Raw genomic sequence first — 23379 nt, forward strand, 5'->3', positions numbered from 1 at the left:
AAGGTAATGGCTCGCAGAGTGGCGTCATGACTCTCTCCCCCGTGCCCACCAGGTCCGCGTGGCCGACCGATCGGCGGATCACGATCCGCGACCTGCAGGCCGCGACCGACCGTGGCGAGAAGTGGGCGATGCTCACCAGCTACGACACCCAGACCGCAGGCGTGATGGAGCGGGCCGGCGTCCGGGCCCTGCTGGTCGGTGACACCAGCGGCATGACCGTCCTCGGTCACCCCGACACGATCGCCGTCACGATGGACCAGATGATCCCGATGGTGCAGGCCGTCGTCCGCGGCACCGATACCGCCCTGGTGGTCGCCGACCTGCCCTTCGGTAGCTACCAGAACGGACCCAAACAGGCGCTCGCCAACGCCACCCGGCACCTCAAGGAGGGCGGGGCCCACGCCGTCAAACTCGAAGGCGGCGGCCGCACCCGGAACCAGGTACGGCGCCTCGTCGACGCCGGCATCCCGGTGATGGCACACCTCGGCCTGACCCCGCAGAGCGTCAACGTCCTCGGCGGTATGCGCCGTATCCAGGGCCGTGGCGAAGCAGGCGACCAACTCTTGGCCGATGCGCTGGCACTCGAAGCCGCGGGAGCGTTCGCCCTCGTCCTCGAGTCCGTCCCCGCCGATCTCGGGAACCGCGTGACCAAGGAACTGCACATCCCGACGGTCGGCATCGGAGCCGGACGGCACTGCGACGCCCAGATCATGGTCTGGCAGGACCTGGCGGGTCTGACCCCCGGACGCCTTCCGAAGTTCGTCAAGCGGTACGCCGACCTCGATCAGATCCTCGGTGACGCCTTCGCCGAGTACGCGACCGAGGTGGCCGAAGGCCGCTACCCCGACGACGACCACAGCTACTCCTGATGCGCGAGTACGACGTCCTCGTGGTCGGAGGCGGTGCTGCCGGGCTGAGTGGCGCGTTGGCGTTGGTGCGGTCACGCCGCTCGGTGCTGGTGATCGACGACGGTCAGCCGCGCAACACATCCGCCGCCCACGTCCACAACTTCCTCACCCGAGACGGGACGCCGCCGAGCGAGCTCACCGCGCTCGGCCGCGCCGAGGTCGCCCGGTACGGCGGTCAGTTCGCCACCGGCACGGTGACGGCAGTCCGGCATGGCGAGGTGTTCACGGTCGAGCTGGCCGACGGTACGACGTACCGGGGGCGGCGGATCCTGGTCACTAGCGGGCTGACCGACGTACTGCCTGATGTCGGTGGTCTGGCTGAGCAGTGGGGCAAAGACGTTCTGCACTGCCCGTACTGCCACGGCTGGGAGGTGCGGGACCAGGCGATCGGCGTACTCGCCGTCAGCCCACTGGGCGTCCACCAGGCCCAGCTCTTTCGCCAGTTGAGCGACAACATCACGCTCTTGCTGCACACCGGACCGGAGCTGACCGACGTGCAGCGGGAGGAGCTCGCTGCGCGCCAGATCGCCGTCGTCCAAGGAAGAGTCGAGCGTCTTGAGGTGGTAGACGGCAAAGTCACCGGCGTACGGCTGGAGACTGGCCGGCTCGTCCCTTGCGACGTCCTGGCGATCCAGCCAACCCTGCGAGCCAAGGCGGACTTCCTCACCGAACTGGGACTCAAGGCGACCAGCCGGAACGCAGCCGGCGTCACCTACGGCGACGCCCTCGACGTCGACCCCCAAGGCCGAACATCGGTCCCTGGGATCTTCGCCGCCGGCAACGTGACCGACCCGACGGCACAGGTCGTCCACGCCGCCGCCGCAGGCGTGAACGCCGGCGAAGCGATCAACGCCGACCTGATCGCCGAGGAGACCCGATCCGCACTCGAGGTTCGCTGACTCAGTCGTGTACTAGGTTGCTGTCGAAACGGCCCGGCCGGGTTCGTAGTAGGGGTGGAAGGCAACCGAGCGATGTCGGAAGAGCAGGCTGTCAGCGAGGCGATCACGCGCGTCCACCGGGAGGAGTGGGCTCGGGTGGTGGCTGGGCTGGCTCGTCGGTTCGGCGATCTGGACGTGGCCGAGGAGGCTGCGGCCGAGGCATTCGCGGTGGCTGTGGAGCGGTGGCCGAGTGACGGCGTACCGCCTAATCCCGGCGCGTGGCTGACGACGACCGCGAACCGGAAGGCCATCGATCGGCTGCGGCGGGAGAGCAAGCGTGACGACCGGCAGAAGGAGGCTCAGATGGCGTACGACGAACCTGTCGAGCCTCTCGGGGTCATCGACGACGAGCGGCTCCGGCTGATCTTCACCTGCTGCCACCCGGCGCTGGCCCCGGAGACGCGGATCGCGTTGACGCTGCGGATGGTCGGTGGGCTGACCGTGCCCGAGATCGCGCGGGCGTTCCTGGTCCAGGAGACCACGATGGGCCAGCGGATCACCCGGGCGAAGGCGAAGATCAAGGCCGCCCGGATCCCGTACCGGGTCCCAGCCGCGGAGGACCTGCCGACCCGCGTGGCCGGCGTACTGACCGTGCTCTTCCTGGTCTTCAACGAGGGCTACCTGGCGACCGGCCCGGACACGGATCCGGTCCGCCACGACCTGACCGCCGAGGCGATCCGCCTGACCCGCCTGATCCGCGCGCTGCTGCCGAACGACGGTGAGGTGGTCGGGCTGCTGGCGTTGATGCTGCTCACCGAATCCCGCCGTACGGCGCGCGTCTCCGCAACCGGCGAACTCGTCCCACTCGGAGAACAGGACCGCGGTGCGTGGGACCCGGCCTTGATCGCCGAGGGCCACCAGTTGGTCCGCGAGCGGTTGGCCACCGGCGTCGCGCCCGGCAGGTACCAGATCCTTGCGGCGGTCAACGCCGTCCACACCTCGGCCCGCGATGTCCGCGACACCGACTGGTCGCAGATCGTCGCGCTCTACGACCAGCTCGTCCGGCTGGACCGGTCGCCGGTCGTCGTCCTCAACCGCGCCATCGCCCTGGCCGAGCTGGACGGCCCGGACGTCGCCCTGGCCACGGTCGACAGCCTCGAACCCGCACTGGCCGGCTATCACGCCTTCCACGCCACCCGGGCCGATCTGCTCCGCCGGCTGGGCCGCAGCGACGACTCCCGCGCGGCCTACACGCAGGCCATCACGCTGGCCGGAAACACCGCCGAAGCCGCCTATCTGACCCGGCGCCGCGATCAACTCGGCCAGTAACGGCAAGCCTTTCAATTCAGGTCGAAACAACCATCCAAACGCTTGGTCGATTACCCGGACAGTCACCATGCAATTACCTGGCGGCAAGAATTGTGAGGCCATGTCAAACATGACTTGGCAACATGGTGAAGTTGCAGTCATCTGCCTCTTCGGACCTCAAAAAACATAGCGGTCTTCTTTATTCTCGGAGAGCGTCCACCGCTGCGGGTGGGCCTCAGGGGAGGAAAGACCAGATGGCTGCGCTCTCGCCCACGTTCGGCCGCTTCACCGACCAGCTGTTCCGGCGAATACCCAGGGCCGATCAGCGGCGCTGGGCCGAGGTGTACGTGCAGGGACTGCTGACGACGCCCGGCAAGAAGACGGTCCGCCGGATGGCCGCCGCGGTCACCGATTCCGATACCGCCGCGCAGGCCCTGCATCAGTTCATCAATGCCAGCCCGTGGGAATGGGAACCGATCCAGACCGAAATTCTGCGCTGGGTCGAACGGCAGACCCGGCCGCAGTCCTGGACGATCGCTCCCGCGGTGCTTCCGAAACGCGGCGGACAGTCGTGCGGAGTTCACCGGCGCTTCATTCCGCAGACCGGCCGGACGGTCAACTGCCAGATCGGTATCGGCTCCTTTCTTTCGGCCGGCGACGACGTCCTGCCGGTGGCCTGGAGCATGCTGCTGCCCGACGACTGGTCCGACGCCGAGCGGCGCCGGCGCGCCCGCATCCCCAGCGACACGACGACGCCCATCGACGGCGTCCTCGACCTGCTGACCGGCCTGCCTCCGCGCCGATCACACCGGCCGATGCCGGTCGTCGCCGACCTGGTCGGATACCTGGACACCTGTGCCCTGATTCACGGTCTGGTCGAGCGAGCCCACGACTTCGTCATCGCCGTACCGGACAACCTGTTGCTCCAGCCAGGCAGCCACCTGGCCGCGCGGCAGTGTGCCGAGGGCGCTCCGGTCCGGGCGGCGGAGTTCGTCGACGAGCGCACGACCGGGCTCGCGTACCTGCCGCGCACCACCACCAGGCCTGGCCTGCAGCGCACCTACCGCCTGTTCGAGCGACGCGAGGCCGGCCGCGGCCGCCCCGGTGGCCTGTGGCTGACCAACATGACCAACCGCCCGTACGACGAACTCCTCGCCCTCGTCGACGGTCTGGCCACCACGACCACCACCATCGGCCGCCTGGAACGGGACTTCGGCCTGCGCGACTTCGAGGGCCGTTCCTACCCGGGCTGGCATCACCACATGACGCTGGTCTCCGCGGCGTACACGTATGACCGGCTGGCCGCGAGCCAGCAGCAGGACGTCCGTCTCCGCCAGGTCGCTTGAACACAGCAGGGCCGCGCTCTTCAGTCGATGAAGAGCGCGGCCCTGGTTACCGCTTACGGCTTGGTGCTGAACAGCTGCCCGTAGTCCGTGATCCCGGCAGCGATGTGAGCGGCATCGGCGAGGTGCAATGCGTGCCACATGATCGCCTGGTTCGCGGTGACCACGTTGAAGCCCAGCTCCTCCTCGAGCGCCTTGATCGTCCCGACCGCGCGAATCCCGTTGCCTGCCACGAGAACGGCGTCCGGCTTGTGCGCGGCGACCGTCGTACGGATCCAGGCCGACAGGTTGGCCGGGGTGATCGCCTTCTGGTTCGACGGCAGCCCGCACGGCCCGTGGTGGACGACGTCGAACCCGAACTCGCCGAAGTAGTCCGCCCCCTGACCCGAGAGCTTGTCGTCGAACCACGGCGGGTTCACGATCGCGATCTTTTGCGCGCCCAGTGCATGGAAGGCGGCCCGCGCCGCCATCGTCGTACCGGTGATCGGCAGCCCGCGGGTGACCGGAGCGAGCCGCTCGAACAGCTCCTCCTCCCCCTTTGCCTTCAGCACATAGCTGGACGACGTGAAGGCCAGCGCGAGGGCGTTCAGCGGGCTGGCGGCAACGAGCTCGACCGCCTGGTCCAGGTACGGCGGTTCGACGAACGCGCGCACGGGGTCGTGCGGGATCTTCTCGTCCATCTCGCCCCCGGCGCGCATGGCGCCGAAGTAGACCCGGGAGCCGTGGATCGACACCGACGCCGGGGCCATCGCTTGAAGCTCGGCCTCCGGGCCGACATCGGCATGCGGTACGACGACGCCGATCCGGGTGCCGGCGTCCCATCCATCGTGAGTCATGAGGTCTCCTAACGTGCTTCTGCGGCGAGGCTGCCGCCGCCGACGGTTCCCGTGCCGTCGAGGAACTTGGGGTGCTTGGCGCGCATGGTGGCGATGACGTACTCGTACGGGACGTCGTCGAAGCTGCCGTGGTCGACCAGGAATTCCATCGAACCACCGCTGCCGTGCGGGTGGTAGAGGCTGTCGGAGGTCCCGTCGAACTCGAGGGCCTCCATCCCGTAGAGCTTGCACAGCATCTTGTTGAACACCGGCGTCGCCTTGACCCACTTGCCGTTCAGGTAGACCTGGGTCAGGCCGTGGAAGAAGACGTCTCCCCCGATGTGTTCGATCAGTCGCGGCGACGCGAGGTGGTTGCGCACATCGCCGTACACGAGGCGGGACGGGATGCCGAGCGCACGGACAGCAGCCGCGTAGACGACGGACTTGTGCAGGCAGAAGCCGGACTTGGCCCGTACGACGCTCGACGCCTTCAGACCGTCAGCGGACAGATCAGCGCCGTACACCTCATAAAAGATGCCGTCCCGTACGGCGTAGTACAGCTCGATCGCGTTGGTGGTCTGGTCGGCCGAGCGGTCCTTGACGGCGTGGTCGATGAAGGCCTGGACCTCCTCGGTCTCGTAGTCCAGGAAGGTGGTTGCCCGGACCGGGGCGGTGGGGTGGGAAAGGTCTTCAGTACAGCTTAAGTCGTTCATGAATGCTCCTCAGAGGCCCATCAGGATGGCGATGCGGTTGCGCTGGATCTCCGAGCTGCCGGAGTAGATCGTCCCGGCGATGGAGTTGCGCAGCTCGCGCTCCATCCCGAACTCGGTGAGCACCCCGCGACCACCATGGATCTGGACGGCGTCCAGGGCGGTCTGCAGGTTGGCCTCGGAGACGATCGTCTTGGTGGCCGCGAGATCGAAGGCGGCGTCCTGACCGGCCTCGACCTTCGCACCGGTGTCGGTCAGCCACTTCCGCGCGGTCTCGATCCGCATCTTCATGTCGGCGAGCTTGTGCGAGATCGCCTGGAACTTGCCGATCGGCTGCCCGAACTGGATGCGGTTCTTGGCGAACTCGACGGTCTCCTCCAGCCGGCGGGTCATCTCGCCGAGCGTGAGCGAGAACCCGAACAGGACCTCACGCTTCATCACGTAGTCCAGGACGAGGAAGCCGGCGCCGTGGGCACCAATCCGGTTGGTGGCCGGGATGCGCAGCTCGTCGAACGAGAGCGTGCCGATCGGGCTGGTACGCAACCCGATCTTGTCCATGGTCGGCCCGACGGTCAGACCTGGCGTGTCAGCCTCGACCAGCAGTGTGGTCAGGCCGAACGGGCCCGACTTGCCGGTGCGCACGTACAGCAGGAACAGGTCGGCGATCGGAGCGTTGGTGATGAACATCTTGCTGCCGTTGACGACGTAGTCGTCGCCGTCGCGATAGGCCAGCGTGGCGATGTTGGTCGCGTCGGACCCGCCGGACTCCTCGGTGATCGCGTGCGCGGTGACCAGGTCACCGGCCATGATCTTCGGCAGGTAACGCTTCTTGAGCTCCGGCGTCGCGAACCGCTGCATCGGGATGCCGACGGACACGATCTGCGTCGACGTGGAGAAGGACAGCCCGGCGTCCCGTGACGTGTAGCCGAGCCCTTCCAGGGCACGCATGGTGTCGGTCAGGCTGCGGCCGCTGCCGCCGAGGTCGGGATCGAAGGGTGCCCGCAGGATCCCGGAGTCCTGGATCGCCTTCCACTTGTCCTGCGGAAAGGCACCGGCCGCGTCGGACTCCTGCAGGCCGGCGTTGAGCTGATCTGCCCACGGGGTGGCGAGGTGGAAAAGGTCGTCGTTCACAAGGTGTCCTCGGGGTCGAACTGCGGGGGAACCCGCAGGTGGTTGCTCGGAGCAACCACCCGCGGGCCGGCACTCAGTACTGCGAGAAGCCGTCGGCCGACAACGTGTGCTTCTCGTTGCCGACGATCGGCGGGTTGAACACGGAGATCAGGTGCAGGTCCTCGTCATCGGAGGCGATCAGGTAGTGCGGGTCGTGCTCGTTGAGCGCATACATGCTTCCTTCGACGATCTTGTGCCGGGTGCCGTCCTTCTCGACGATCTCGCCGGAGCCGCCGACGCAGAAGCAGGCCTCGAGGTGGGCGCGGTACTGGAGGGCGCTGGTGGTGCCGCGCCGGACGAGCGTGTCGCAGATGGCAAAACCCATGCCGTCCGCCTCGGTGAGGACGCGGTAGCTGAGGCCGTTGCCCCACTCGACGGGGGCGATGGTGTCAATGCTGCGGACGATCATTTCTTGCGTTTCTCCTTGCTGGGTTGGACGGAAGGTAGTGCTGTTGCTGTTGCTAGGCCGCGGCAGCGGCGGAGTGGGTGCGGACGAGGTCGACGATCGCGTCCAGGCTGCGGAAGTTCTCCGGGCCGAACTCGATGTCGTCGAAGGAGACCTGGTAGGTCTCGGTGAGGTGGGAGATGAGCCGGATCAGCCCGAGGCTGTCGATGACGCCGGAGTCGATCAGGGCGTAGTCACCGGTCAGGTCGGAGGCGTCCTCACCGGCCAGGTACTCCGCCACGACATAGGCACGGATCTCGGCGGCGATGTCCTTGCTGGTCACGTGTGGATCTCCTTCAGACGGTTGCTCTTGATCAGGTTTCGGTCCGGCTTGCCCGTCGACGTACGGGGCAGCGGGACGTCCGTGATGTGCACGGAGGTGGGGATGGCGTGGCGGGGCAGGTGTTCGCCGGCGTGCGTCCGCAGCCGCAGGCTGGTGAGCGTGCTGCTCGGGTGCCGGCTGACGTGCGCGTGCAGACGGACGCCGGCCTGTTCATCAGGCAGCGGTACGACGACCGCCTCCAGCACCTCGGGGTGCGCAGCGATCACCTGCTCCACTTCCTGGAGGTTGGTGCGGACGCCGCGGACCTTCACCTGCCAGTCGGCGCGGCCTTGCAGGCTGTACAGACCGTCCTCGTCACGGGTGACGAGATCGCCGGTGCGATAGAAGACGCGACCGTCGATGACCTGGAAGGTGTCGGCATTGAGGACCGAGTTGAGATAGCCGTCGGTCTGGAACGGCGTTGCCACCAACAGTTCGCCGGCATCGCTGACGAGTGCCTCGGTACCGGCGATGGGCCGGCCGATCGGCATCTTGCCGGTGAGCGTCGCGGGGTCGACCTCGTAGATGAACGAGTCGTTGGTCTCCGTACAGCCGAAGATGTTGTGGAACCGGGCCTTCGGGAAGTCCGTGCTCACCGGCTCCAGCAGCGAGGCCGGCACGCTGTCGCCGGTGAAGATCACCTCACGCACGGATGGGAACGCCGTACCGGCTTCGACGAGCAGGCGGTAGAGCATCGGGACGCCTTGGATGAAGGTGACCTCGTGGTCCTCGACCAGGGCATGGACGTACGGCGCGTCGGTGGCCTTGCCCTGATCAACGAGCACGACCTGCGCGCCGAGCTGCAGGAAGGACCAGATGTCGAGCAGCGCGAGATCGAAGTTGAGCGGGGCGTAGGAGAGCGCGACATCATCCGAGCTGAGCGCGAACTCGGCGGTGGCCCAGGTGGCGAAGGCATCGAACCCGGTCGAGGCGATCGGCACGATCTTCGGCGTACCGGTGGAGCCCGAAGTCGTGAGCAGCAGGCAGGTACGACGCGGGTCGGCCTGAGCGAATCCGGCCGCCTCGGCCTCGTCACGTCGTACCGGCTCAGCTGTCAGAACGTCGGCGACGGTGAGGACATGGGTGGCGCGGGCCTGCTGAGCCAGCCGGGTCAGGGCCGCCGTACCCAGATCAGGTGAAGGAGCCAGTACGACGAGGCCTTCGTGGAACGCGGCGAGTAGCAGCGCGATCGTCTCGGGCGTCTTGTGCGCCGGGACGCAGACCGTGCTGCCGGCCGGGAGCTCCAGCTGGAGCAGTTGGCCGCGGTAGGTCTGGGTGAGGTCGATCAACTCGCCGTACGTGACGATGCGGTCATGGAAGACCAGGGCGGTGCGGTGGGGCCGATGGAGGCCGTGAACGGCGACGGCGTCGGCCAGGCAGGGCGATGGCACGGCGGATTCCTCGCAGTAGGGAAAGTCTCTGGACGGTGTGTGGCGATCCAGAAGCTATCCCGCGAGGTACATGCTTGGTCAAGCATCTACTTGGCGAAGTCGTAGTGAGCAGCATCATTGGTGCTTGCGCGGGCAAACAAAAACCCCCGCCACGCCGGAGGGCGAGCGGGGGTCTTGGGGTGATGGCCTACGAAGTGCGCAGCGCCTGGACCGTGGGGCCGAGCTCAGGGTGGCCCGCGAATCCGTTGAGGGCAGCCGAGAGCACCTCGACGTACGTCGCGTGGGCCGACTGGTAGCGCTTCCTGCCCTCGTCGGTGATGACGGCGTACACACCGCGCTTGTCCGACGGGCAGAGGTCCTTGAAGGCGAAGCCGGCCGTCTCCAAACGCCCTACCAGGCGGGTGATCGACGACTGACCGAGGCCGACCTTGTCGGCGAGATCCTGCATCCGCAGCTCGCTGGTCTCGGAGGCGACGAGGTGCTCGAGCGACCGGTACTCCGACAGGCCGATGCCGTGCCGGCTCTGGAGGGCGAGGGCCAGCTCACGCTCGACCTGGGCATGCAGCGTGAGCACGCGGTCCCAGGCGCTGCGGTCGGACGTGCGCGGGGGCGCGACCTGCGAGGTTGTCATCGAACCCGGTCCTCCTCGATTGATTCTTGAATCAGAGTACATGCTCGTGCAACCTCCCCGGGGTTTCCCTTGCTCACGACTTTGGCGTATGGTCTGGCCAGACGCTTGCATGTACAAGCAATTCTCTGGAGGACATCTCATGCACTGGCTCCTACTCGGCATCGCCGTCGTCTTCGAGGTCGTGGTGGCGATCGCGGCCGGCAAGGCCGACGGTTTCAAGAACCGCAAGTGGACGATCATCACGCTCGTCAGCGGCGCGCTCGGCACCTTCTTCCTCAGCCGCGCGCTGCTCACCTTCAACGTCGGCGTCGGCTACGCGATGTGGACCTCGATCTCCGGCATCGGCATCACGCTGCTCGGCGTCCTGGTCTTCGGTCAGAAGCTCAGCTGGCGCAAGGGCCTCGGCATCGCGGCGATCATCGCCGGCGTCGTCGGCCTCCAGCTCAGCGGCGCTGCGTAACCCCTCCCCGAAAGGAACCCTTCAGATGTCTACGACCAGCCCCTCCGCAGCCAAGTCCTGGCTGATGCTCCTGCTCGCCGGTGTCTTCGAGATCGGCTACGCGCTCTCGGTCGGCGGAAGCCACGGCTTCACCCGCCTGACCTGGTCGCTCGTCGCCGTCGTCTTCTTCCTGCTCACCCTGTGGGCCCTGAGCGCCGCCCTGCGCACCATCGAGGTCAGCATCGGGTACGCCGTCTGGGCCGGTATCGGAGCAGCCGGTGCGGCCGCCCTCGGCCCCGTCTTCTTCGACCAGAGCCTCACCCTGGTCCAGTCCCTGTGGCTCGGCCTGATCATCGCCGGTGTCATCTGGCTCAAGCTCGCCGACCGCCTGGACGCCGCCAAGGCGCCGGCCGTCGAGCAGCCTCAGGAAACCGAGAACGCCGGCGTCTGAAGCCGTTCCGTACCGCACCCCCGGAGCGTCCTCCTCCCCGTCCGGATGAGCCGCTCCGGGTGTGCCCCCTCCACTCCCCCAAGGACTTCTTGATGCCAACTGACCTCACTCCGCACGTGGCGGAAGCCGTCCGGATCAGCCGCCTGCACGTCGCCGAAGGTGGCATCCCGTTCTCCGGCCTCGTCGTCCGCGACGGCCAGGTGCTCGGCACCGGATTCAACCGGGTCCTCGAGGACGACGACCCGACCGCCCACGCCGAGGTCGTCGCACTGCGCGCCGCCGCCCAGAAGGCCGGCCGGCTGGGCGTCGCGGGCGCCACCCTGATCGCCTCGGGCGAACCGTGCGCCCTGTGCTACATGGCCGCGCTCTACTTCAACATCGAGCACATCGTCTACGCCTCCGACCGCAAGACCGCCGACGAGTACGGCTTCAACTACTCCAGTTCGTACGCGATCTTCGCCAACGACCCCACCACCTGGCCGATCAAGGTCACCCACGCCCCGATCGAGGGCCACGAAGTCCCGTTCCAGGAGTTCATGACCGGCCGGAAGGGTGCGCTGCGATGACCGAACCAACGCTCGGCGCCGTCAAGATCAAGATCTTCTCCGACTACGTCTGCCCGTTCTGCATGCTCGCCGAAGGCCCGATCGAGGAGGCGACGAAGGACTTGCCCGTCGACATCGAGTGGATGCCCTTCGAGCTCCGGGCCCACCCGCACCCGACCCTCCGCCCCGAAGACGACTACCTCCCCGCCATCTGGGCCCGTGCCGTCTACCCGATGGCCCGCCAACTGGGCGTCGACATCACCCTCCCCACCGTCTCCCCCCAGCCCTACACCCACTTAGCCTTCGAGGGCTACCAGTACGCCGCCGCCCACAACCTCGGCACCGAATACACCCACCGCATGTTCAAAGCCTTCTTCCAAGAAGACCAAGACCTAGGCAACCCCGACGTACTCGAAACCCTCGCCACGGAGATCGGCCTCAACGCCCCCGCCTTCCGCGAAGCCCTCGACAACCGCACCTACCGCACCAAGCACCAAGAAGCCCTCCGCGAAGCCGAATCCCACCAGATCCGCTCCGTCCCCACCATCCTCGTAGGCAGCACCCGCCTAGAAGGCGTCCCCGACCCCACCCACCTCCGCCAAGCCATCCTCAACACCCAAGCCGAAACCGCCATCACCCACGGCACAGCCTGCAGCCTCGACGGCTGCTAACGTCCGAAAGACCGGAGGGCCCGCCTCCGCCTCTTCGGACGTTAACCACATCCCGTTCATAACGTCCGAAGGACCGGAGGTCCTCTGGTTGTCAGGCGAGGGTTTTTAGGTAGGCGGTGCCTCGGGGGGAGAGTTCGTAGCCGGTTTCCAGGCTGTGGGTCAGGCCTAGGTTTTTGAGTTTGCGGACGTCCAGTTTGAAGGGGGCGGTTTCGCGGTTGAGGGAGGCGGCTAGGTCGGCGGCTCGGGTGGCTGGTTTGGACTGGATGAGGCGGAGGGTTTGGAGGGTCCAGGGGCCGTGGGGGTTGGCGGCGTCGAAGCGGGCCAGGCGTTCGGTGAGGTCGGTGAGGTCCTCGGCCGAGAGGTCCGTTTGGGCTGCTAGTTCCTCGCGGGGGTCGGGGCCTTTGACGAGGTGGAAGCGGATCAGGAAGGTGGGCCAGGACTCGTCGCCGCGGAGGCGGCGGAGGATGTCGCCGGCGTTGCTGCGGTCGGCGAGGGCGACGTCGGGGTCGTTGTCGGCGATCAGCGCGGGGTTGATCTCGCGGACGCTGTCGATCTGGATCCGGCCGGCGTTGGTGCGGTAGATCCGGCCCTCGACGACGCGGGCTTCCGACCAGCGGCGGTAGGCCGAGGTGATCCAGCCGTCCTCGACGCCTTCTTTGTCACGTCCGGCGAACAACATGCTCTAGGCCCCCAATGCTTTCGCGACGATCGGCGCCAGGGCGCGCAAGGCCTTGCCGCGGTGGCTGATCGCGTCCTTCTCTTCGATCGACAGCTCGGCCGTGGTCCGGTCGTAGCCGTCGGCCTGGAACAGAACGTCGTACCCGAAACCGCCGGTCCCGCGGACCTCGCGGATCACCGAGCCGCGCATCTCGCCGAGCACCAGCTCGTCGGCCGCGTGCGGACGCACGAAGGCGACGGCCGCCACGAACGAGGCACCGCGCCGCTCGTCCGGTACGTCCTCGAGCTGCCCCAGCAGCAGCTGGTTGTTCGCGTCGTTGTCCTTCAACGGACCAGACCAACGAGCCGACAGTACGCCGGGCATCCCGTTCAGCGCGTCGACACAGATCCCGCTGTCATCGGCGATCGACGGCAGCCCCGTCGCGGCCAGCGCGGCGTGCGCCTTCAGCAACGCGTTGCCCTCGAAGGTCGGCTCGGTCTCCGGCGGCTCCGGGTACGGCGGTACGTCGCCCAGCCCGATCACCTCGATCCCCGGCACGATCGGGGTCAGGATCCGGCGCAGCTCCTCGAGCTTCTTCTTGTTGTTCGACGCCAGCAGAACGCGGGTCATCCGAGCGCCTCCTGCTGCAGCTTCGCCAGGTCCGCACAGCCGGCAAGACCCAACGAGAGCAGGCTGTCCAGCTCGGCGCGGTCGAACGGCGCACCCTCGGCGGTGCCCTGCACCTCGATGAACTTGCCGTCGCCGGTGATCACCAGGTTCATGTCGGTCTCGGCCCGCACGTCCTCCTCGTAGCAGAGGTCGAGCATCGGAGCACCGTCGATGATGCCGACCGACACCGCGGAGACCGTCCCGGTCAGCGGCTCACTCTTCAGCAGCTTGCGATCGCGCAGGTACGACACCGCGTCCGCGAGCGCGACATACGCGCCGGTGATCGCCGCCGTACGGGTGCCGCCGTCAGCCTGCAGTACGTCGCAGTCCAGCAGGATCGTGTTCTCGCCGAGCGCCTTGTAGTCGATCACCGCGCGCAGCGACCGGCCGATCAGCCGGGAGATCTCGTGCGTCCGGCCACCGATCCGGCCCTTTACCGACTCCCGGTCCGAGCGCGTGTTCGTCGACCGCGGCAGCATCGCGTACTCCGCGCTGACCCAGCCCAGCCCGGAACCCTTCCGCCACCGCGGTACCCCTTCGGTCACGCTCGCCGCGCAGAGCACCCGCGTCTTGCCGAACTCCACCAGCACCGACCCTTCGGCGTGGTCGAGCCACTTCCGTGTCAGGGTTACCGGTCGGAGCTGGTCAGGGGTACGTCCGTCGATGCGAGCCATGGCCGCAACTTTATGCCTCCAGGCGCTGGACCTCCGCATTGGTCAACGCGCCCGACACCGGGCGGCGCTGGGTGAGGGCCATCCGGGCGGCGAACGGGATCAGGTCGTTCGCGCGGCGGCCGAGCCACGGGACGCCCTCCTTGATCATCCAGACGGCGTCGGCCCACCTGCTCGGCGGCTGGTAGGCACAGTCCAGGTTCGGCGGTACGTCGATCGGCACGCCCCGCCGGGTCAGTTCGTCGGCGAACATCCGGGCCAGCTTGCGGTGCCCGCGCTCACCGGGGTGCATCCGGTCGATACTCCAGAAGTCGCGCCGGTAGATCTCGGGGAAGTCGGCCATGTCCAGCCGGATCCCGCCGTACCGACGGTAGAGGTCGTCGTACGCGAGGTTGACCTGCTCGATCCGCTGCCACAGCGGCCGGCCCATCCACTTCGGCAGGCCGAAGATCTTGGCGTGGTCGTGGAACCGGACCGTGAGCAGCAGCGCACCCCGTGCGGTCAGCTCCTCGGCGCAGACGTGCAGGTGGTCGCGGACCCGGCCCGGATCGAAGGTGGAGCGCAGGGTGTCGTTGATCCCGACGATCAGCGAGGCGATGTCGATCGGCCCGCTCCCGATCTCGGGAAGCTGCTCGGTCGCGACCAGGTCCGTGGTCGCGCCACTGGTCGCGAAGTTGGAGAACGTCACACGGTGGGAGCTGCCCAAGGAGTCGGCGAGCAGCGAGGCCCAGCCCCGCCACCCCTCGCCCGGGCGCGCACCGGCACCGGAAAGGTCGGTCGTACTGCTGCCGTTCATCGGGTCCCCGACCCCAACTGTGGTCGAGTCCCCCAGTGCCACGTAGTGGAGGCTCACATTCCGCCATGGTGTCGGCACGGTGTGATGCGGTGATGGTGCCTAAGTGACCAGGAAGGCAATTTCCGGCAGAGGACGGGTGATTGAAGGACGGAACTGCTCGGAGTTAGGCTGCTTCAAACAACTATGTGCAGGAGTTGCTGGCTGATGACTGATCTTCGACTCGGCGTGGTGGGGCTCGGTGCCCGGAGTTACCTCGCGGGACACGCGCACCGTCCTGGTGCGGGCAGCGCCATCGTCGCCGTCGCCGACCCCGTCGCCGTACAGCGGGAGCAGGCGCTCGAGAAGTACCCGGAGGCGACCGCGTACGCCGACCACACCGACCTGCTCGACCAGAAGCTCGACGGGGTCTTCCTGACCACCCCGGACGACCTGCACGAGGGTCCGGCGATCGACTTCCTCAAGGCCGGGATCTCCGTCTTCGTCGAGAAGCCGCTGGCGATCACCACCGAGGGCTGCGACCGCGTGCTGCAGGCGGCCTACGACTCGGGCGCCCGCCTGTACGTCGGTCACAACATGCGCCACATGCCCGTCGTACAGACCATGCGGCAACTGATCCAGGACGGCGCGATCGGCGAGGTGAAGGCGATCTGGTGCCGGCACTTCGTCGGCCACGGTGGTGACTTCTACTTCAAGGACTGGCACGCCGACCGCCGCCGGACCACCGGCCTGCTGCTGCAGAAAGGTGCCCACGACATCGACGTGATGCACTGGCTGGCCAACGGCTACACCCGGCGCGTCAACGCGATGGGCGCACTCACCCTGTACGGCGGCATCGAGGACCGGCTCGACCGGACCGGCCAGCGGTTCTCGGACTTCGTGAGTTCGGACAACTGGCCGCCGCTGGAGCAGAAGGGGATGGCTCCGGTGATGGATGTCGAGGACCTCTCGATGGCGAACCTCCTGCTGGACAACGGGGTTTTCGTCACCTACGAGCAGTGCCACTACACGCCGGACTACTGGCGCAACTACACCGTCATCGGCACCCACGGCCGCCTGGAGAACTTCGGCGACACCGCCGGCGGCGTCGTGAAGGTCTGGAACAGCCGCCGCTCCGGCTACCGCGAGGACGCCGACATCGTGGTCGAGATCGCCGGTGAGAGCGAGCACCACGGTGGCGCCGACCCGCACCTGGTCAACGAGTTCCTCACCTTCGTCCGCGACGGCGGCACCACCCTGACCTCCCCGGTCGCCGCCCGCGCCGCGGTCGCCGCCGGCGTCGCCGCCACCAACTCACTCCGGTCGAACGGCGTACCGATCGACGTACCGGAACTGGACCCGGCGTTGATCGCCTACTTCGACAACGGTCAGGTACGATCGGCGCTGTGACCAGGACCATGATGCGAATGCTGAGCCCTCGATACGGAGGATCTTCAGCCGCGTAGTCACGTGTGCTTGCAGAGAGGCCTCCCTGTCGGGGGGCCTCTTCTCATGTCTGCAACCACACCCAGGAGACCTCGCATGTACCCGATCACCTATCTGACCGACTGCTTCGACGGCAATGCCCGCGCCCGCCTGAGCACCCGCATCGGCGCCCTCTTCGGCCAGTCGCCGACGATCATCGCCCTCGACGGCCCCGACCCGGAGTCGTTCGCCGCCCTGACCCTGCTCGACTGTCTGAGATCGACGGAGGGCCTCGCCGGCCCGACGATCACGCTGCTGAACCTCGCACCCCGCGACGGTCACTGGCCGAACGGCGTCCCGTTCTGCTTCTTCCGGTACGGCGAACATCTGGTCGCGAGCACGTTCAACCCGCGCGCACTGGCGCTGGTACGGCGTGAGCTCGGCATCACCGAGGTGTTCGTCACCGACATCGCCGAGGTCCTGGACGCGGTCGACTTCGACCCGGTACAGGCGGAGCGGATCGTCACCACCCAGTTCCGCAGCCTCTGGTACCTGCCCCTGCTCGCGCGCTGGGTCGCCGACCACCGCGCGATCCCCTCGACGCCCACCCCGATCCCGGTCACCCCAGACGAGGGCCCGCTGGTGACAGTCATCGACAACTTCGGCAACTGCAAACTCGACCGCGCGCCCGCCGAACTCAAGCTCGCAGGCATCCCGCGCTACCCCCACCTGACCGCCGTACCGCGCAACCAACTGGGCCTCATCCCCGGCAGCTCGGACGTCGCCGAACTCGTGATCCGCGGCGGCTCGGCCGCGGAGGTCTTGGGCCTGCAGCAGGGTGACCGACTGGATGACCATCGCGCGAAGAATCTCGCGGACCGCGTCAGCCTGCTCGCGCCACAGTGATCAGCCGTACCTGCTAGACAACGGGTATGACTTCACGGCTCCGGATCGACCACCAGCAGGCGGTTCGGTATCGGCTGGCTGTGAACCGGTTGGGCGAGCGCCTGCCGGCTGGGGCTTATGTGGAGGCGGCGCGGTTCGGGTTGCAGGACACGGCGCCGCGGGACGCGTTGGTTGGGTTGCATGCGCGGGTGGCGGAGTGCGAGCCGTCGGCGTGGGAGGCGCCGGGGTTGGTGCAGACGTACAGCCCGCGGGCGGCGGTCTATGTGCTGCCCGCGGCAGACTTCGGGGTGTTCACGGTGGGACGGATGCCGCTGGATCCTGTCGAGCAGCAGGCGGTCGAGGAGTTGGCTGAACGGATCTGCCAGGAGTTCGCGGGAGCCGAGCAGCGGCAAGGGCATCCCGAGTTGCGGGGCGCGTGTGCGACGGGTCGGCTGCTGTTGCGGTGGACGACGAGTGCCTTGTACGCACGGGAGGTCGAGCCACCGGAGATCGACTTTCGCGAAGCCCATCTGGAGTTGTGCCGTCGGCACGTGCGCGCCTTTGGGCCGACTACTGCAGAGACGTTCGGTTGGTGGTCAGGGCTCTCGCGACCGGACGCTCGCGTTGTGTGGAGCTGGCTGGGTGACGAGTTGTTGCCGATCGAGGTCGAGGGACGGGCTGCCGCGATTCTGGCCGCCGACGAGGACGCCGTACGGGCTGCGCCCGCGGTGACGGGTGCACGGTTCCTGGTCGCTTCGGATCTGCGGCTGTTCGGGGCTGACCGCTACGGGTTGTTCGCCGGGCCTGGGCAGAAGTCCCGGATCGAATTGAACGACTGGCATCACCCGCACGGGTTGATGCTCGACGGGCAGCTCCGCGGCGCGTGGGGACGTCGGCAGGGAGCAATCAATCTGCGGTTGGCCGGTCGTGTCACTGGCGCTGAGCGGGCTGCGATCGAGGCGGAGGCGTTGTCGATGCCGATCCCCGGCGCGACCATGTCGCTCAGGCTGAGCTGAGCACCACCGAGCGCAGGATGTCGCGGACGGCCGTGGGCTGCTCGCGCCACGGTGAGTGACCGGCCTCAGGAATCAGGTGGAACGCCGGTTGCTGGGCGTGTTCGGCCAGAGCCTGTACGGCGGTGTAGGGGCGCGGGTCGCCTTCGCCGTGGATGAAGGTGATCGGGGCCGGGATCGCGGCGGCGTCAGCGGCCTTGCGACTGTCCGGCCAGCTGTTGATTTCGTTGCTCAGGGCGCGGTTCACGGTCCAGTTGATCGGCAGGTCGACGGACGCGTCCTCGAGCGCCCACTCCATCGCCCGCGACTGATCGGCGAAGTCGGGGAACCAGGCCAGCACCCGGAGCTCGATCTCCTCCTGGGGAGTCCGCGGTCGGCCGAACAGGCTCTCGAGCCGGGCGACCTGCTCGGGGGTCATGCGGGTCGCGCGGACCTCTGCCTCGCCCGTTCGCCAGTCGCCGATGCCGACACCGTCGAGGTAGACCACTCCGGCGACGTGATCGGGGTACAGCGCGGCATAGGTGATCGCCAGCGTGGCGCCGAAGGAGTGGCCGATGACAACGATCTTGTCGTGGCCCCAGAACGCCCGCAGCTCGTCGATGTCCTGCGCCCAGCGCGCCATCGTCAGCTCGTCCGACGCGCCCGACCGGCCGCAGCCCCGCTGGTCGAACCGATGGACGACCGTCACGTCGTCGATCATCGAAGCGAGCCGCGCGTGGTCATCCCAAGTGCCTGGACCACCGTGGAGGATGATCACCGGCGCGGCGGCAGGGGTCGGCTCTTCTTGAGACCTTCCCCGCCCCGCCGCCCCGGTCGGGCCAGTGGTTGCAGTCCACAACGGAACTTGATCAGATGTCGAAAACAGCATCGGGGGTCGCAATCTCGATCGGCCCGGAGTAGGTACGTCGGGCGTTCTCCGCTTGGGTCACCCGGTTGTACCACGGTGGGACGTGCGTGATCACGAGCTTTTTGACGCCGGCCTTCTTGGCGTGCTCGCCGGCGTCGGACGGGGTCAGGTGCAGGTCGACCGGGTTGTCCGGATTGTCGTCCTGCAAGGCCGCTTCGGACAGCATCAGGTCGGCACCGCGAGCGAGCTCGATCAGTGCGTCGTTCGGGCCGGTGTCACCGGTGTAGACCAGCGACTTGCCGCCGGCCTCGACCCGGATCGCGTACGCCGGGACCGGGTGCCGCATGCTCGCGGTCCGGACCGTGAACGGGCCGATCTGCTGAACGTCCTGCCAGGCATGGAATTCCAGCTCCTCGGTCATACCTGGGTCGATGGGTAGGTCGTAGGCCAGGGCCATCCGCTCCGCCGCACCGGGCGGGGCGAACACGGGGATGCGGGGAATCGGTGAACCCGGTGCGTACTTCGCCGCGACATAGAGGCCGCACAGGTCCATACAGTGGTCAGGATGCAAGTGGGACAGGCCGATCGCGCCGATCTGCGGGACGGCAAGATGCCGCTGGAGCGATCCGAGAGCGCCGCTGCCGAGATCGAGGACCAGGTGGAAGTCCTCGGCAGTGACCAGATAGCTCGAGGCGGCCGAGTCCGGCCCGGGGACGGACCCGGAACAGCCGAGCACGGTGAGCTTCATATCTTGAAGATTACCGGCGGGTTGCCGGCTTCGCAGGGAAACTCGTCGCGTCGCAGAACAGCTGATCGAGTTGCCTGGCTATGATTTCGCGCACGTCACGGGCAGATCTGGTGCCATGGACAACATCCAGCGCGAGGCCGGTGACCCCGGAGACGAGCAGGTCCGCGGTCGATTCCACGTGCACCCCGGCGCGGAGCAGACCGCGGTCGGCCGCCTGTCCCAGGATCAGGCCGACGAAGCCTTCGAGGGAGCGGTCACCGCTCAGGAAGACCGCGGCCATCGCGGGGTCGGTGAGGCTGCGCGCGTAGTAGCCGCCCAGCGCCCGCAGGCTCATCCGCCGGTGGTCGTCCAGGGGCAGGAACTCGTCCAGGATCGCCGCCAGCAAGGCTTTCGGGTCCTGTAGGTCACCCTGGATCCGCTCCGCGGCGAGTCGTTCGTTGGTGCGGTGCAACAACTGCAGCGAGTCCACCAGCAACTGGTGCTTCGAGCCGAAGTGGTACTGCACGACACGCACCGACACGCCGGCCCCGGCTGCCACGGCGCGCATGCTCACCGCGTCGAGCCCACGCTCGGCCGCGATTCGCCAGACGACCTGAGCGATCGCCGTACGGCGTTCTGTGGGTTCGACGTCGCGTGGAGCCGCCGGTGTCCGGCGCGCCCGGTAGGCCTTGGCCTGGCAGGCGCGCGAGCAGTAGAACGGCCGGCGGCCGCGCTCGGGCGGAGTCAGCGGGCCACCGCAGACCCGGCACTTTTCGTCACGCACCACTCCACTATAAGCGTGATGAAAGGCAGAATCAGCGACTAAAGTCGCACGCCGCCGTTGATACGTTCGTATCCATGGACGAGGGAATGTATCGACTGGTGATGGTCGCGGTGGGGTTCTTCGGGATCTGGGAGGGCATCATCGCCCTGATCTACCGGATCTGGACCGACAAGCGGCCGAACGTACTCACGGCGGCCAACTATCTGGACGCGCCGTGGTGCTATCTCGTGGCCGGCGGCACCATCGTGGTCGCCTACCTGATGCTGGCCGTGCTGGAGCAGGGCCGCAAGCGTGCGGACGCCTAACGAACCCAGGCGAACTGGTCTACTGACGAGAGCACCGGGCCGAGGAAGCGGGAGCCGATCGCCTCGAACTCGGCAGGCGTTCCGGTCGTGACGAAACGATGCTTGGGCTCGGGCAGGTCGTCCGGTCGCAGCAGTCCGGTGCTGGTCAGCACGCGGTAGACATCCTTGGCACACTCCTCGGCGCTGCTCACCAGCGAGACCGCGTCACCGACGACGTACGAGATCACGCCGGTCAGCAACGGGTAGTGCGTGCAGCCGAGGATGAGCGTGTCGACGCCGGCCTCGACCAGCGGGTCGAGGTACTCGTGCGCTGCCTCGAGCAACTCCGGTCCCGACGTGACGCCGGACTCGACGAAGTCGACGAACTTCGGGCACTCCCGGGTGATCAGGTCCACCTGCGGGGCGGCGGCGAACGCATCGTCGTACGCCAACGACGTTGCCGTTGCGTGCGTGCAGATCACGCCGACCTTCTGGTTGCGCGTCGCGGCAACGGCACGGCGAGCAGCCGGAAGAATCACTTCAACGACCGGTACGTCGTACCGCTCCCGGGCGTCGCGAAGCATCGCGGCACTGGCCGAGTTGCAGGCGATGACGATCATCTTCACGCCCGCCTCGACCAAGTGGTCAAGGCATTCCAGCGCATACTCACGCACCTCGGCGATCGGCTTCGGGCCGTAGGGCTGCCGGGCAGTGTCGCCGAGGTAGAGGATCGGCTCGTGCGGCAACTGGTCCAGCACCGCACGCGCGACGGTGAGACCGCCGAAGCCTGAATCGAAGATCCCCACCGGCGCGTCTGTCACGGCACGCATTCTATCGGGGACGCGCCGACAACCACCCGGCACCCGTAACCAGGACCGGATTCGGGTCGTTCAAGAAGACACCCAGTCCCAACTCCAGAAACGACACGCCGAACCTTGTCCACATCTTTACGTTATGCAATTGCCAACAGCAGTGATTCGGGTCACTCTGGACCGATGTTCGCCCGAACCGCCCTCGAGATGCCATGAGCCTGGCGCATCACATCGTCGCGGTGCTGAGCAGCACCGCCGGACCGAATCCGCAACCTGATCACGTCTCCGCCTCCGGGCAGGCCGCGAACCAGGCTGCCGAAACCAACAGCACCGCCGCGGACCTCGCGTCGTCCATCGGGTCGACCGGAGTCCTGTTGCTGCTGCTGATGGCGGCGTTCTTCGTGTACGTCGTCTCGCTGTCGCTGCACCCGAATGCCAAGTGCAACCGCTGCAAGGGCGCCGGCCGTCACCACGGCGGCCTCTTCAGCTACGCACAACGCCCCTGCACCAGCTGCAAGGGACGCGGCGTTCACCCGCGCATCGGCCGCCGGATCCTCTTCAAGTCCCCCTAGCCCTTCAGGCCCAGAGCTGGCCTTCGAGGCGATCCTCCGCCTCGTCGACCGTGCCCTCATAGGCACCGGTCGACAGGTACTTCCAGCCGCCGTCGGCGACCACGAAGGCGATGTCGGCCCGCTCTCCGTCGCGCACGCACTTGGCCGCCTGGCCGAGCGCGGCGTGCAGGATCGCGCCGGTCGAGATGCCGGCGAAGATGCCCTCGTTGTCGAGCAGCTCCCGGACCCGCCGGACGGCGTCGCGCGGTCCGACCGAGAACCGGGCGTCGATCAGCGACGCGTCGTACAGCTCCGGGACGAAGCCCTCGTCCAGGTTCCGCAGGCCGTAGACGAGCTCGCCGTACCGGGGCTCGGCGGCAACGATCCGCACCTCGGGCTTGTGCTCGCGGAAGAAGCGGCCGGCGCCCATCAGCGTGCCGGTCGTGCCGAGGCCTGCCACGAAGTGCGTCACCGACGGGAGGTCGTCGAGGACCTCGCGGGCGGTGCCGTCGTAGTGGGCAGCCGCGTTCGACGGGTTGCCGTACTGGTAGAGCATCACCCAGTCGGGGTGTTCCTCGGCGACCTGCTTGGCCACCCGGACCGCCTCGTTCGACCCACCGGCGGCCGGCGAGGAGATGATCTCGACGCCCCACATCCGCAGGATCTGGCGGCGCTCCTCGGAGGTGTTCTCCGGCATCACGCAGACCATCCGGTAGCCGCGCAGCTTGGCCGCCATCGCCAGCGAGATCCCGGTGTTGCCCGACGTCGGCTCCAGGATCGTGTTGCCCGGCCGCAGCCGGCCGTCCTTCTCCGCGTCCAGCAGCATCCGCAGCGCCGCCCGGTCCTTGATCGAACCGGTCGGGTTGTGGTCCTCCAGCTTGGCCCACAACCGCACGTCCGCCGTCGGCGACAGCCGGGGCAGGCCGACCAGCGGCGTGCCCCCGACCGAGTCGAGCAGGCTGTCGAAGCGCATCCTCAGCCGCCGGCGACCGCGGGCAGCACGACGACCACGTCGCCGTCCTTCACCGCCGTCGTCAGACCACCGGTGAACCGGACGTCCTCGTCGTTCACGTACACGTTGACGAACCGGCGCAGCTCCTCCGGTTCCCCCTCGACGATCCGCTCCTTCAGGCCCGGGTGGTCGCCGTTCACGTTGTCGATGAACTCGGCCAGCGTGGCGCCGTCGCCGTTGACCGCCTTCTCGCCACCCGTGTAGGTCCGCAGGATGGTCGGGACGCGAAGCTCGATCGCCAT

At 67.6% G+C, this 23379-nt stretch carries 30 protein-coding genes; 13 read left to right on the forward strand and 17 right to left on the reverse strand.

What is annotated here, in order from left to right; genetic code table 11:
• The first annotated feature begins 26 nt into the window (after positions 1 to 26).
• From panB to ACIA49_RS02660, 4 genes are all read left to right on the forward strand, one after another.
• Positions 27 to 869 (forward strand): 3-methyl-2-oxobutanoate hydroxymethyltransferase, encoded by an 843-nt coding sequence (panB, locus tag ACIA49_RS02645; RefSeq protein WP_396375335.1) that lies wholly within the window; start codon positions 27 to 29, stop codon positions 867 to 869.
• Positions 869 to 1807, forward strand: coding sequence for an NAD(P)/FAD-dependent oxidoreductase (locus ACIA49_RS02650; protein ID WP_396375336.1), 939 nt, complete (start codon positions 869 to 871; stop codon positions 1805 to 1807). Before panB ends, ACIA49_RS02650 begins: the two co-directional genes overlap by 1 nt.
• A 72-nt stretch (positions 1808 to 1879) precedes the next feature.
• Positions 1880 to 3115 carry an RNA polymerase sigma factor gene (locus ACIA49_RS02655; RefSeq protein ID WP_396375337.1) on the forward strand — a complete coding sequence of 412 codons (1236 nt, stop codon included), beginning with the start codon at positions 1880 to 1882 and terminating at the stop codon, positions 3113 to 3115.
• A gap of 233 nt (positions 3116 to 3348) precedes the next feature.
• The gene (locus tag ACIA49_RS02660) at positions 3349 to 4440 is read left to right on the forward strand and encodes an IS701 family transposase (protein ID WP_396375338.1); all 1092 of its coding nucleotides are present in this window, start codon (positions 3349 to 3351) and stop codon (positions 4438 to 4440) included.
• 53 nt (positions 4441 to 4493) lie between these two features.
• Here ACIA49_RS02660 and ACIA49_RS02665 read toward each other — a convergent pair whose 3' ends face one another.
• From ACIA49_RS02665 to ACIA49_RS02695, 7 genes are all read right to left on the reverse strand, one after another.
• A complete protein-coding gene (locus ACIA49_RS02665; RefSeq protein WP_396375339.1) occupies positions 4494 to 5273 on the reverse strand; it encodes a maleate cis-trans isomerase in 780 nt (259 codons plus the stop codon).
• Between the two features lie 8 nt (positions 5274 to 5281).
• A complete protein-coding gene (locus ACIA49_RS02670) occupies positions 5282 to 5965 on the reverse strand; it encodes a transglutaminase family protein (protein WP_396375340.1) in 684 nt (227 codons plus the stop codon).
• A 9-nt stretch (positions 5966 to 5974) separates the two neighbouring features.
• Positions 5975 to 7093, reverse strand: coding sequence for an acyl-CoA dehydrogenase family protein (locus ACIA49_RS02675; protein WP_396375341.1), 1119 nt, complete (start codon positions 7091 to 7093; stop codon positions 5975 to 5977).
• Positions 7094 to 7166: 73 nt separating this feature from the next.
• A complete protein-coding gene (locus ACIA49_RS02680; RefSeq protein WP_391543220.1) occupies positions 7167 to 7541 on the reverse strand; it encodes an ectoine synthase in 375 nt (124 codons plus the stop codon).
• 52 nt (positions 7542 to 7593) lie between these two features.
• A complete protein-coding gene (locus tag ACIA49_RS02685; RefSeq protein WP_396375342.1) occupies positions 7594 to 7860 on the reverse strand; it encodes an acyl carrier protein in 267 nt (88 codons plus the stop codon).
• The gene (locus ACIA49_RS02690) at positions 7857 to 9290 is read right to left on the reverse strand and encodes an AMP-binding protein (RefSeq protein WP_396375343.1); all 1434 of its coding nucleotides are present in this window, start codon (positions 9288 to 9290) and stop codon (positions 7857 to 7859) included. Before ACIA49_RS02690 ends, ACIA49_RS02685 begins: the two co-directional genes overlap by 4 nt.
• A 187-nt stretch (positions 9291 to 9477) precedes the next feature.
• Positions 9478 to 9921, reverse strand: a complete 444-nt coding sequence (locus tag ACIA49_RS02695) for a MarR family winged helix-turn-helix transcriptional regulator (RefSeq protein WP_396375344.1) — start codon at positions 9919 to 9921, stop codon at positions 9478 to 9480.
• A gap of 139 nt (positions 9922 to 10060) precedes the next feature.
• Here ACIA49_RS02695 and ACIA49_RS02700 point away from each other — a divergent pair, with 139 nt between their 5' ends.
• The 4 genes from ACIA49_RS02700 to ACIA49_RS02715 all read left to right on the forward strand — a co-directional run bounded on the left by ACIA49_RS02700 (position 10061) and on the right by ACIA49_RS02715 (position 12027).
• A complete protein-coding gene (locus tag ACIA49_RS02700) occupies positions 10061 to 10381 on the forward strand; it encodes a DMT family transporter (protein WP_391543224.1) in 321 nt (106 codons plus the stop codon).
• A 25-nt stretch (positions 10382 to 10406) separates the two neighbouring features.
• On the forward strand, positions 10407 to 10811 hold the full coding sequence (locus tag ACIA49_RS02705; RefSeq protein ID WP_396375345.1) for a DMT family transporter: 405 nt from the start codon (positions 10407 to 10409) through the stop codon (positions 10809 to 10811).
• 92 nt (positions 10812 to 10903) lie between these two features.
• Entirely contained in the window at positions 10904 to 11377 is a 474-nt protein-coding gene (locus tag ACIA49_RS02710; protein WP_396375346.1) for a nucleoside deaminase, read from the forward strand.
• Positions 11374 to 12027 (forward strand): DsbA family protein, encoded by a 654-nt coding sequence (locus ACIA49_RS02715; protein ID WP_396375347.1) that lies wholly within the window; start codon positions 11374 to 11376, stop codon positions 12025 to 12027. Before ACIA49_RS02710 ends, ACIA49_RS02715 begins: the two co-directional genes overlap by 4 nt.
• Before the next feature lie 91 nt (positions 12028 to 12118).
• Here the strand turns inward: ACIA49_RS02715 and ACIA49_RS02720 are convergent, their stop codons facing one another.
• Genes ACIA49_RS02720 through ACIA49_RS02735 form a run of 4 tightly spaced genes read right to left on the reverse strand, consistent with a single transcriptional unit; the run spans position 12119 to position 14878 of the window.
• Positions 12119 to 12706 (reverse strand): hypothetical protein, encoded by a 588-nt coding sequence (locus ACIA49_RS02720; protein ID WP_396375348.1) that lies wholly within the window; start codon positions 12704 to 12706, stop codon positions 12119 to 12121.
• Between the two features lie 3 nt (positions 12707 to 12709).
• Positions 12710 to 13315: an RdgB/HAM1 family non-canonical purine NTP pyrophosphatase gene (gene rdgB, locus ACIA49_RS02725; protein WP_396375349.1), complete on the reverse strand. Its 606-nt coding sequence runs from the start codon at positions 13313 to 13315 to the stop codon at positions 12710 to 12712.
• Positions 13312 to 14028, reverse strand: coding sequence for a ribonuclease PH (rph, locus tag ACIA49_RS02730; protein ID WP_396375350.1), 717 nt, complete (start codon positions 14026 to 14028; stop codon positions 13312 to 13314). The genes rdgB and rph overlap by 4 nt, the downstream gene beginning before the upstream one ends.
• Before the next feature lie 10 nt (positions 14029 to 14038).
• The gene (locus tag ACIA49_RS02735) at positions 14039 to 14878 is read right to left on the reverse strand and encodes an SGNH/GDSL hydrolase family protein (RefSeq protein WP_396375351.1); all 840 of its coding nucleotides are present in this window, start codon (positions 14876 to 14878) and stop codon (positions 14039 to 14041) included.
• Between the two features lie 147 nt (positions 14879 to 15025).
• On the opposite strand from ACIA49_RS02735, the gene ACIA49_RS02740 reads away from it, so the two are divergent.
• The 3 genes from ACIA49_RS02740 (at position 15026) to ACIA49_RS02750 (ending at position 18123) form a co-directional block, all read left to right on the forward strand.
• On the forward strand, positions 15026 to 16207 hold the full coding sequence (locus tag ACIA49_RS02740; protein ID WP_396375352.1) for a Gfo/Idh/MocA family protein: 1182 nt from the start codon (positions 15026 to 15028) through the stop codon (positions 16205 to 16207).
• Positions 16208 to 16339: 132 nt separating this feature from the next.
• Positions 16340 to 17128: a hypothetical protein gene (locus ACIA49_RS02745; protein ID WP_396375354.1), complete on the forward strand. Its 789-nt coding sequence runs from the start codon at positions 16340 to 16342 to the stop codon at positions 17126 to 17128.
• 26 nt (positions 17129 to 17154) lie between these two features.
• Positions 17155 to 18123 (forward strand): DNA glycosylase AlkZ-like family protein, encoded by a 969-nt coding sequence (locus ACIA49_RS02750; protein ID WP_396375355.1) that lies wholly within the window; start codon positions 17155 to 17157, stop codon positions 18121 to 18123.
• Here ACIA49_RS02750 and ACIA49_RS02755 read toward each other — a convergent pair.
• The 3 genes from ACIA49_RS02755 to ACIA49_RS02765 are packed head-to-tail and all read right to left on the reverse strand — an operon-like array spanning position 18110 to position 20478.
• The gene (locus tag ACIA49_RS02755) at positions 18110 to 18988 is read right to left on the reverse strand and encodes an alpha/beta fold hydrolase (protein WP_396375356.1); all 879 of its coding nucleotides are present in this window, start codon (positions 18986 to 18988) and stop codon (positions 18110 to 18112) included. The genes ACIA49_RS02750 and ACIA49_RS02755 overlap by 14 nt on opposite strands.
• The gene (locus ACIA49_RS02760; protein WP_396375357.1) at positions 18969 to 19715 is read right to left on the reverse strand and encodes an MBL fold metallo-hydrolase; all 747 of its coding nucleotides are present in this window, start codon (positions 19713 to 19715) and stop codon (positions 18969 to 18971) included. Before ACIA49_RS02760 ends, ACIA49_RS02755 begins: the two co-directional genes overlap by 20 nt.
• A gap of 10 nt (positions 19716 to 19725) precedes the next feature.
• On the reverse strand, positions 19726 to 20478 hold the full coding sequence (locus ACIA49_RS02765; protein ID WP_396375358.1) for a TetR/AcrR family transcriptional regulator: 753 nt from the start codon (positions 20476 to 20478) through the stop codon (positions 19726 to 19728).
• A 74-nt stretch (positions 20479 to 20552) separates the two neighbouring features.
• Here ACIA49_RS02765 and ACIA49_RS02770 point away from each other — a divergent pair, with 74 nt between their 5' ends.
• The gene (locus ACIA49_RS02770) at positions 20553 to 20783 is read left to right on the forward strand and encodes a hypothetical protein (protein ID WP_396375359.1); all 231 of its coding nucleotides are present in this window, start codon (positions 20553 to 20555) and stop codon (positions 20781 to 20783) included.
• Here the strand turns inward: ACIA49_RS02770 and murI are convergent.
• Positions 20780 to 21592 (reverse strand): glutamate racemase, encoded by an 813-nt coding sequence (murI, locus tag ACIA49_RS02775; protein WP_396375360.1) that lies wholly within the window; start codon positions 21590 to 21592, stop codon positions 20780 to 20782. The two genes, ACIA49_RS02770 and murI, sit on opposite strands and share 4 nt — an antisense overlap.
• A 194-nt stretch (positions 21593 to 21786) precedes the next feature.
• Here murI and ACIA49_RS02780 point away from each other — a divergent pair, with 194 nt between their 5' ends.
• Positions 21787 to 22146, forward strand: a complete 360-nt coding sequence (locus tag ACIA49_RS02780) for a hypothetical protein (RefSeq protein WP_396375361.1) — start codon at positions 21787 to 21789, stop codon at positions 22144 to 22146.
• A 4-nt stretch (positions 22147 to 22150) separates the two neighbouring features.
• On the opposite strand, the gene ACIA49_RS02785 is transcribed toward ACIA49_RS02780, so the two are convergent.
• Together ACIA49_RS02785 and ACIA49_RS02790 are read right to left on the reverse strand one after the other, a co-directional pair.
• A complete protein-coding gene (locus tag ACIA49_RS02785; protein WP_396375362.1) occupies positions 22151 to 23098 on the reverse strand; it encodes a PLP-dependent cysteine synthase family protein in 948 nt (315 codons plus the stop codon).
• 2 nt (positions 23099 to 23100) lie between these two features.
• Positions 23101 to 23379: a MoaD/ThiS family protein gene (locus ACIA49_RS02790; protein WP_396375363.1), complete on the reverse strand. Its 279-nt coding sequence runs from the start codon at positions 23377 to 23379 to the stop codon at positions 23101 to 23103.

The sequence above is a fragment of the Kribbella sp. NPDC051587 genome (genome assembly GCF_044453945.1).
In the GTDB taxonomy this organism is placed as follows: domain Bacteria; phylum Actinomycetota; class Actinomycetes; order Propionibacteriales; family Kribbellaceae; genus Kribbella.

Bases quoted from the DNA above. Each gene is read 5' to 3' on its own strand.
- ACIA49_RS02785 (WP_396375362.1), bottom strand. From the start codon at position 23,098: ATGCGCTTCGACAGCCTGCTCGACTCGGTCGGGGGCACGCCGCTGGTC.
- ACIA49_RS02665 (WP_396375339.1), bottom strand. From the start codon at position 5,273: ATGACTCACGATGGATGGGACGCCGGCACCCGGATCGGCGTCGTCGTA.
- ACIA49_RS02670 (WP_396375340.1), bottom strand. From the start codon at position 5,965: ATGAACGACTTAAGCTGTACTGAAGACCTTTCCCACCCCACCGCCCCG.
- ACIA49_RS02740 (WP_396375352.1), top strand. From the start codon at position 15,026: ATGACTGATCTTCGACTCGGCGTGGTGGGGCTCGGTGCCCGGAGTTAC.
- ACIA49_RS02715 (WP_396375347.1), top strand. From the start codon at position 11,374: ATGACCGAACCAACGCTCGGCGCCGTCAAGATCAAGATCTTCTCCGAC.
- ACIA49_RS02750 (WP_396375355.1), top strand. From the start codon at position 17,155: ATGACTTCACGGCTCCGGATCGACCACCAGCAGGCGGTTCGGTATCGG.
- ACIA49_RS02660 (WP_396375338.1), top strand. From the start codon at position 3,349: ATGGCTGCGCTCTCGCCCACGTTCGGCCGCTTCACCGACCAGCTGTTC.
- ACIA49_RS02755 (WP_396375356.1), bottom strand. From the start codon at position 18,988: ATGCTGTTTTCGACATCTGATCAAGTTCCGTTGTGGACTGCAACCACT.
- ACIA49_RS02695 (WP_396375344.1), bottom strand. From the start codon at position 9,921: ATGACAACCTCGCAGGTCGCGCCCCCGCGCACGTCCGACCGCAGCGCC.
- ACIA49_RS02790 (WP_396375363.1), bottom strand. From the start codon at position 23,379: ATGGCGATCGAGCTTCGCGTCCCGACCATCCTGCGGACCTACACGGGT.
- ACIA49_RS02650 (WP_396375336.1), top strand. From the start codon at position 869: ATGCGCGAGTACGACGTCCTCGTGGTCGGAGGCGGTGCTGCCGGGCTG.
- ACIA49_RS02705 (WP_396375345.1), top strand. From the start codon at position 10,407: ATGTCTACGACCAGCCCCTCCGCAGCCAAGTCCTGGCTGATGCTCCTG.
- ACIA49_RS02655 (WP_396375337.1), top strand. From the start codon at position 1,880: ATGTCGGAAGAGCAGGCTGTCAGCGAGGCGATCACGCGCGTCCACCGG.
- rph (WP_396375350.1), bottom strand. From the start codon at position 14,028: ATGGCTCGCATCGACGGACGTACCCCTGACCAGCTCCGACCGGTAACC.
- panB (WP_396375335.1), top strand. From the start codon at position 27: ATGACTCTCTCCCCCGTGCCCACCAGGTCCGCGTGGCCGACCGATCGG.
- rdgB (WP_396375349.1), bottom strand. From the start codon at position 13,315: ATGACCCGCGTTCTGCTGGCGTCGAACAACAAGAAGAAGCTCGAGGAG.
- ACIA49_RS02710 (WP_396375346.1), top strand. From the start codon at position 10,904: ATGCCAACTGACCTCACTCCGCACGTGGCGGAAGCCGTCCGGATCAGC.
- ACIA49_RS02760 (WP_396375357.1), bottom strand. From the start codon at position 19,715: ATGAAGCTCACCGTGCTCGGCTGTTCCGGGTCCGTCCCCGGGCCGGAC.
- ACIA49_RS02745 (WP_396375354.1), top strand. From the start codon at position 16,340: ATGTACCCGATCACCTATCTGACCGACTGCTTCGACGGCAATGCCCGC.
- ACIA49_RS02700 (WP_391543224.1), top strand. From the start codon at position 10,061: ATGCACTGGCTCCTACTCGGCATCGCCGTCGTCTTCGAGGTCGTGGTG.
- ACIA49_RS02680 (WP_391543220.1), bottom strand. From the start codon at position 7,541: ATGATCGTCCGCAGCATTGACACCATCGCCCCCGTCGAGTGGGGCAAC.
- murI (WP_396375360.1), bottom strand. From the start codon at position 21,592: ATGCGTGCCGTGACAGACGCGCCGGTGGGGATCTTCGATTCAGGCTTC.
- ACIA49_RS02780 (WP_396375361.1), top strand. From the start codon at position 21,787: ATGAGCCTGGCGCATCACATCGTCGCGGTGCTGAGCAGCACCGCCGGA.
- ACIA49_RS02770 (WP_396375359.1), top strand. From the start codon at position 20,553: ATGGACGAGGGAATGTATCGACTGGTGATGGTCGCGGTGGGGTTCTTC.
- ACIA49_RS02720 (WP_396375348.1), bottom strand. From the start codon at position 12,706: ATGTTGTTCGCCGGACGTGACAAAGAAGGCGTCGAGGACGGCTGGATC.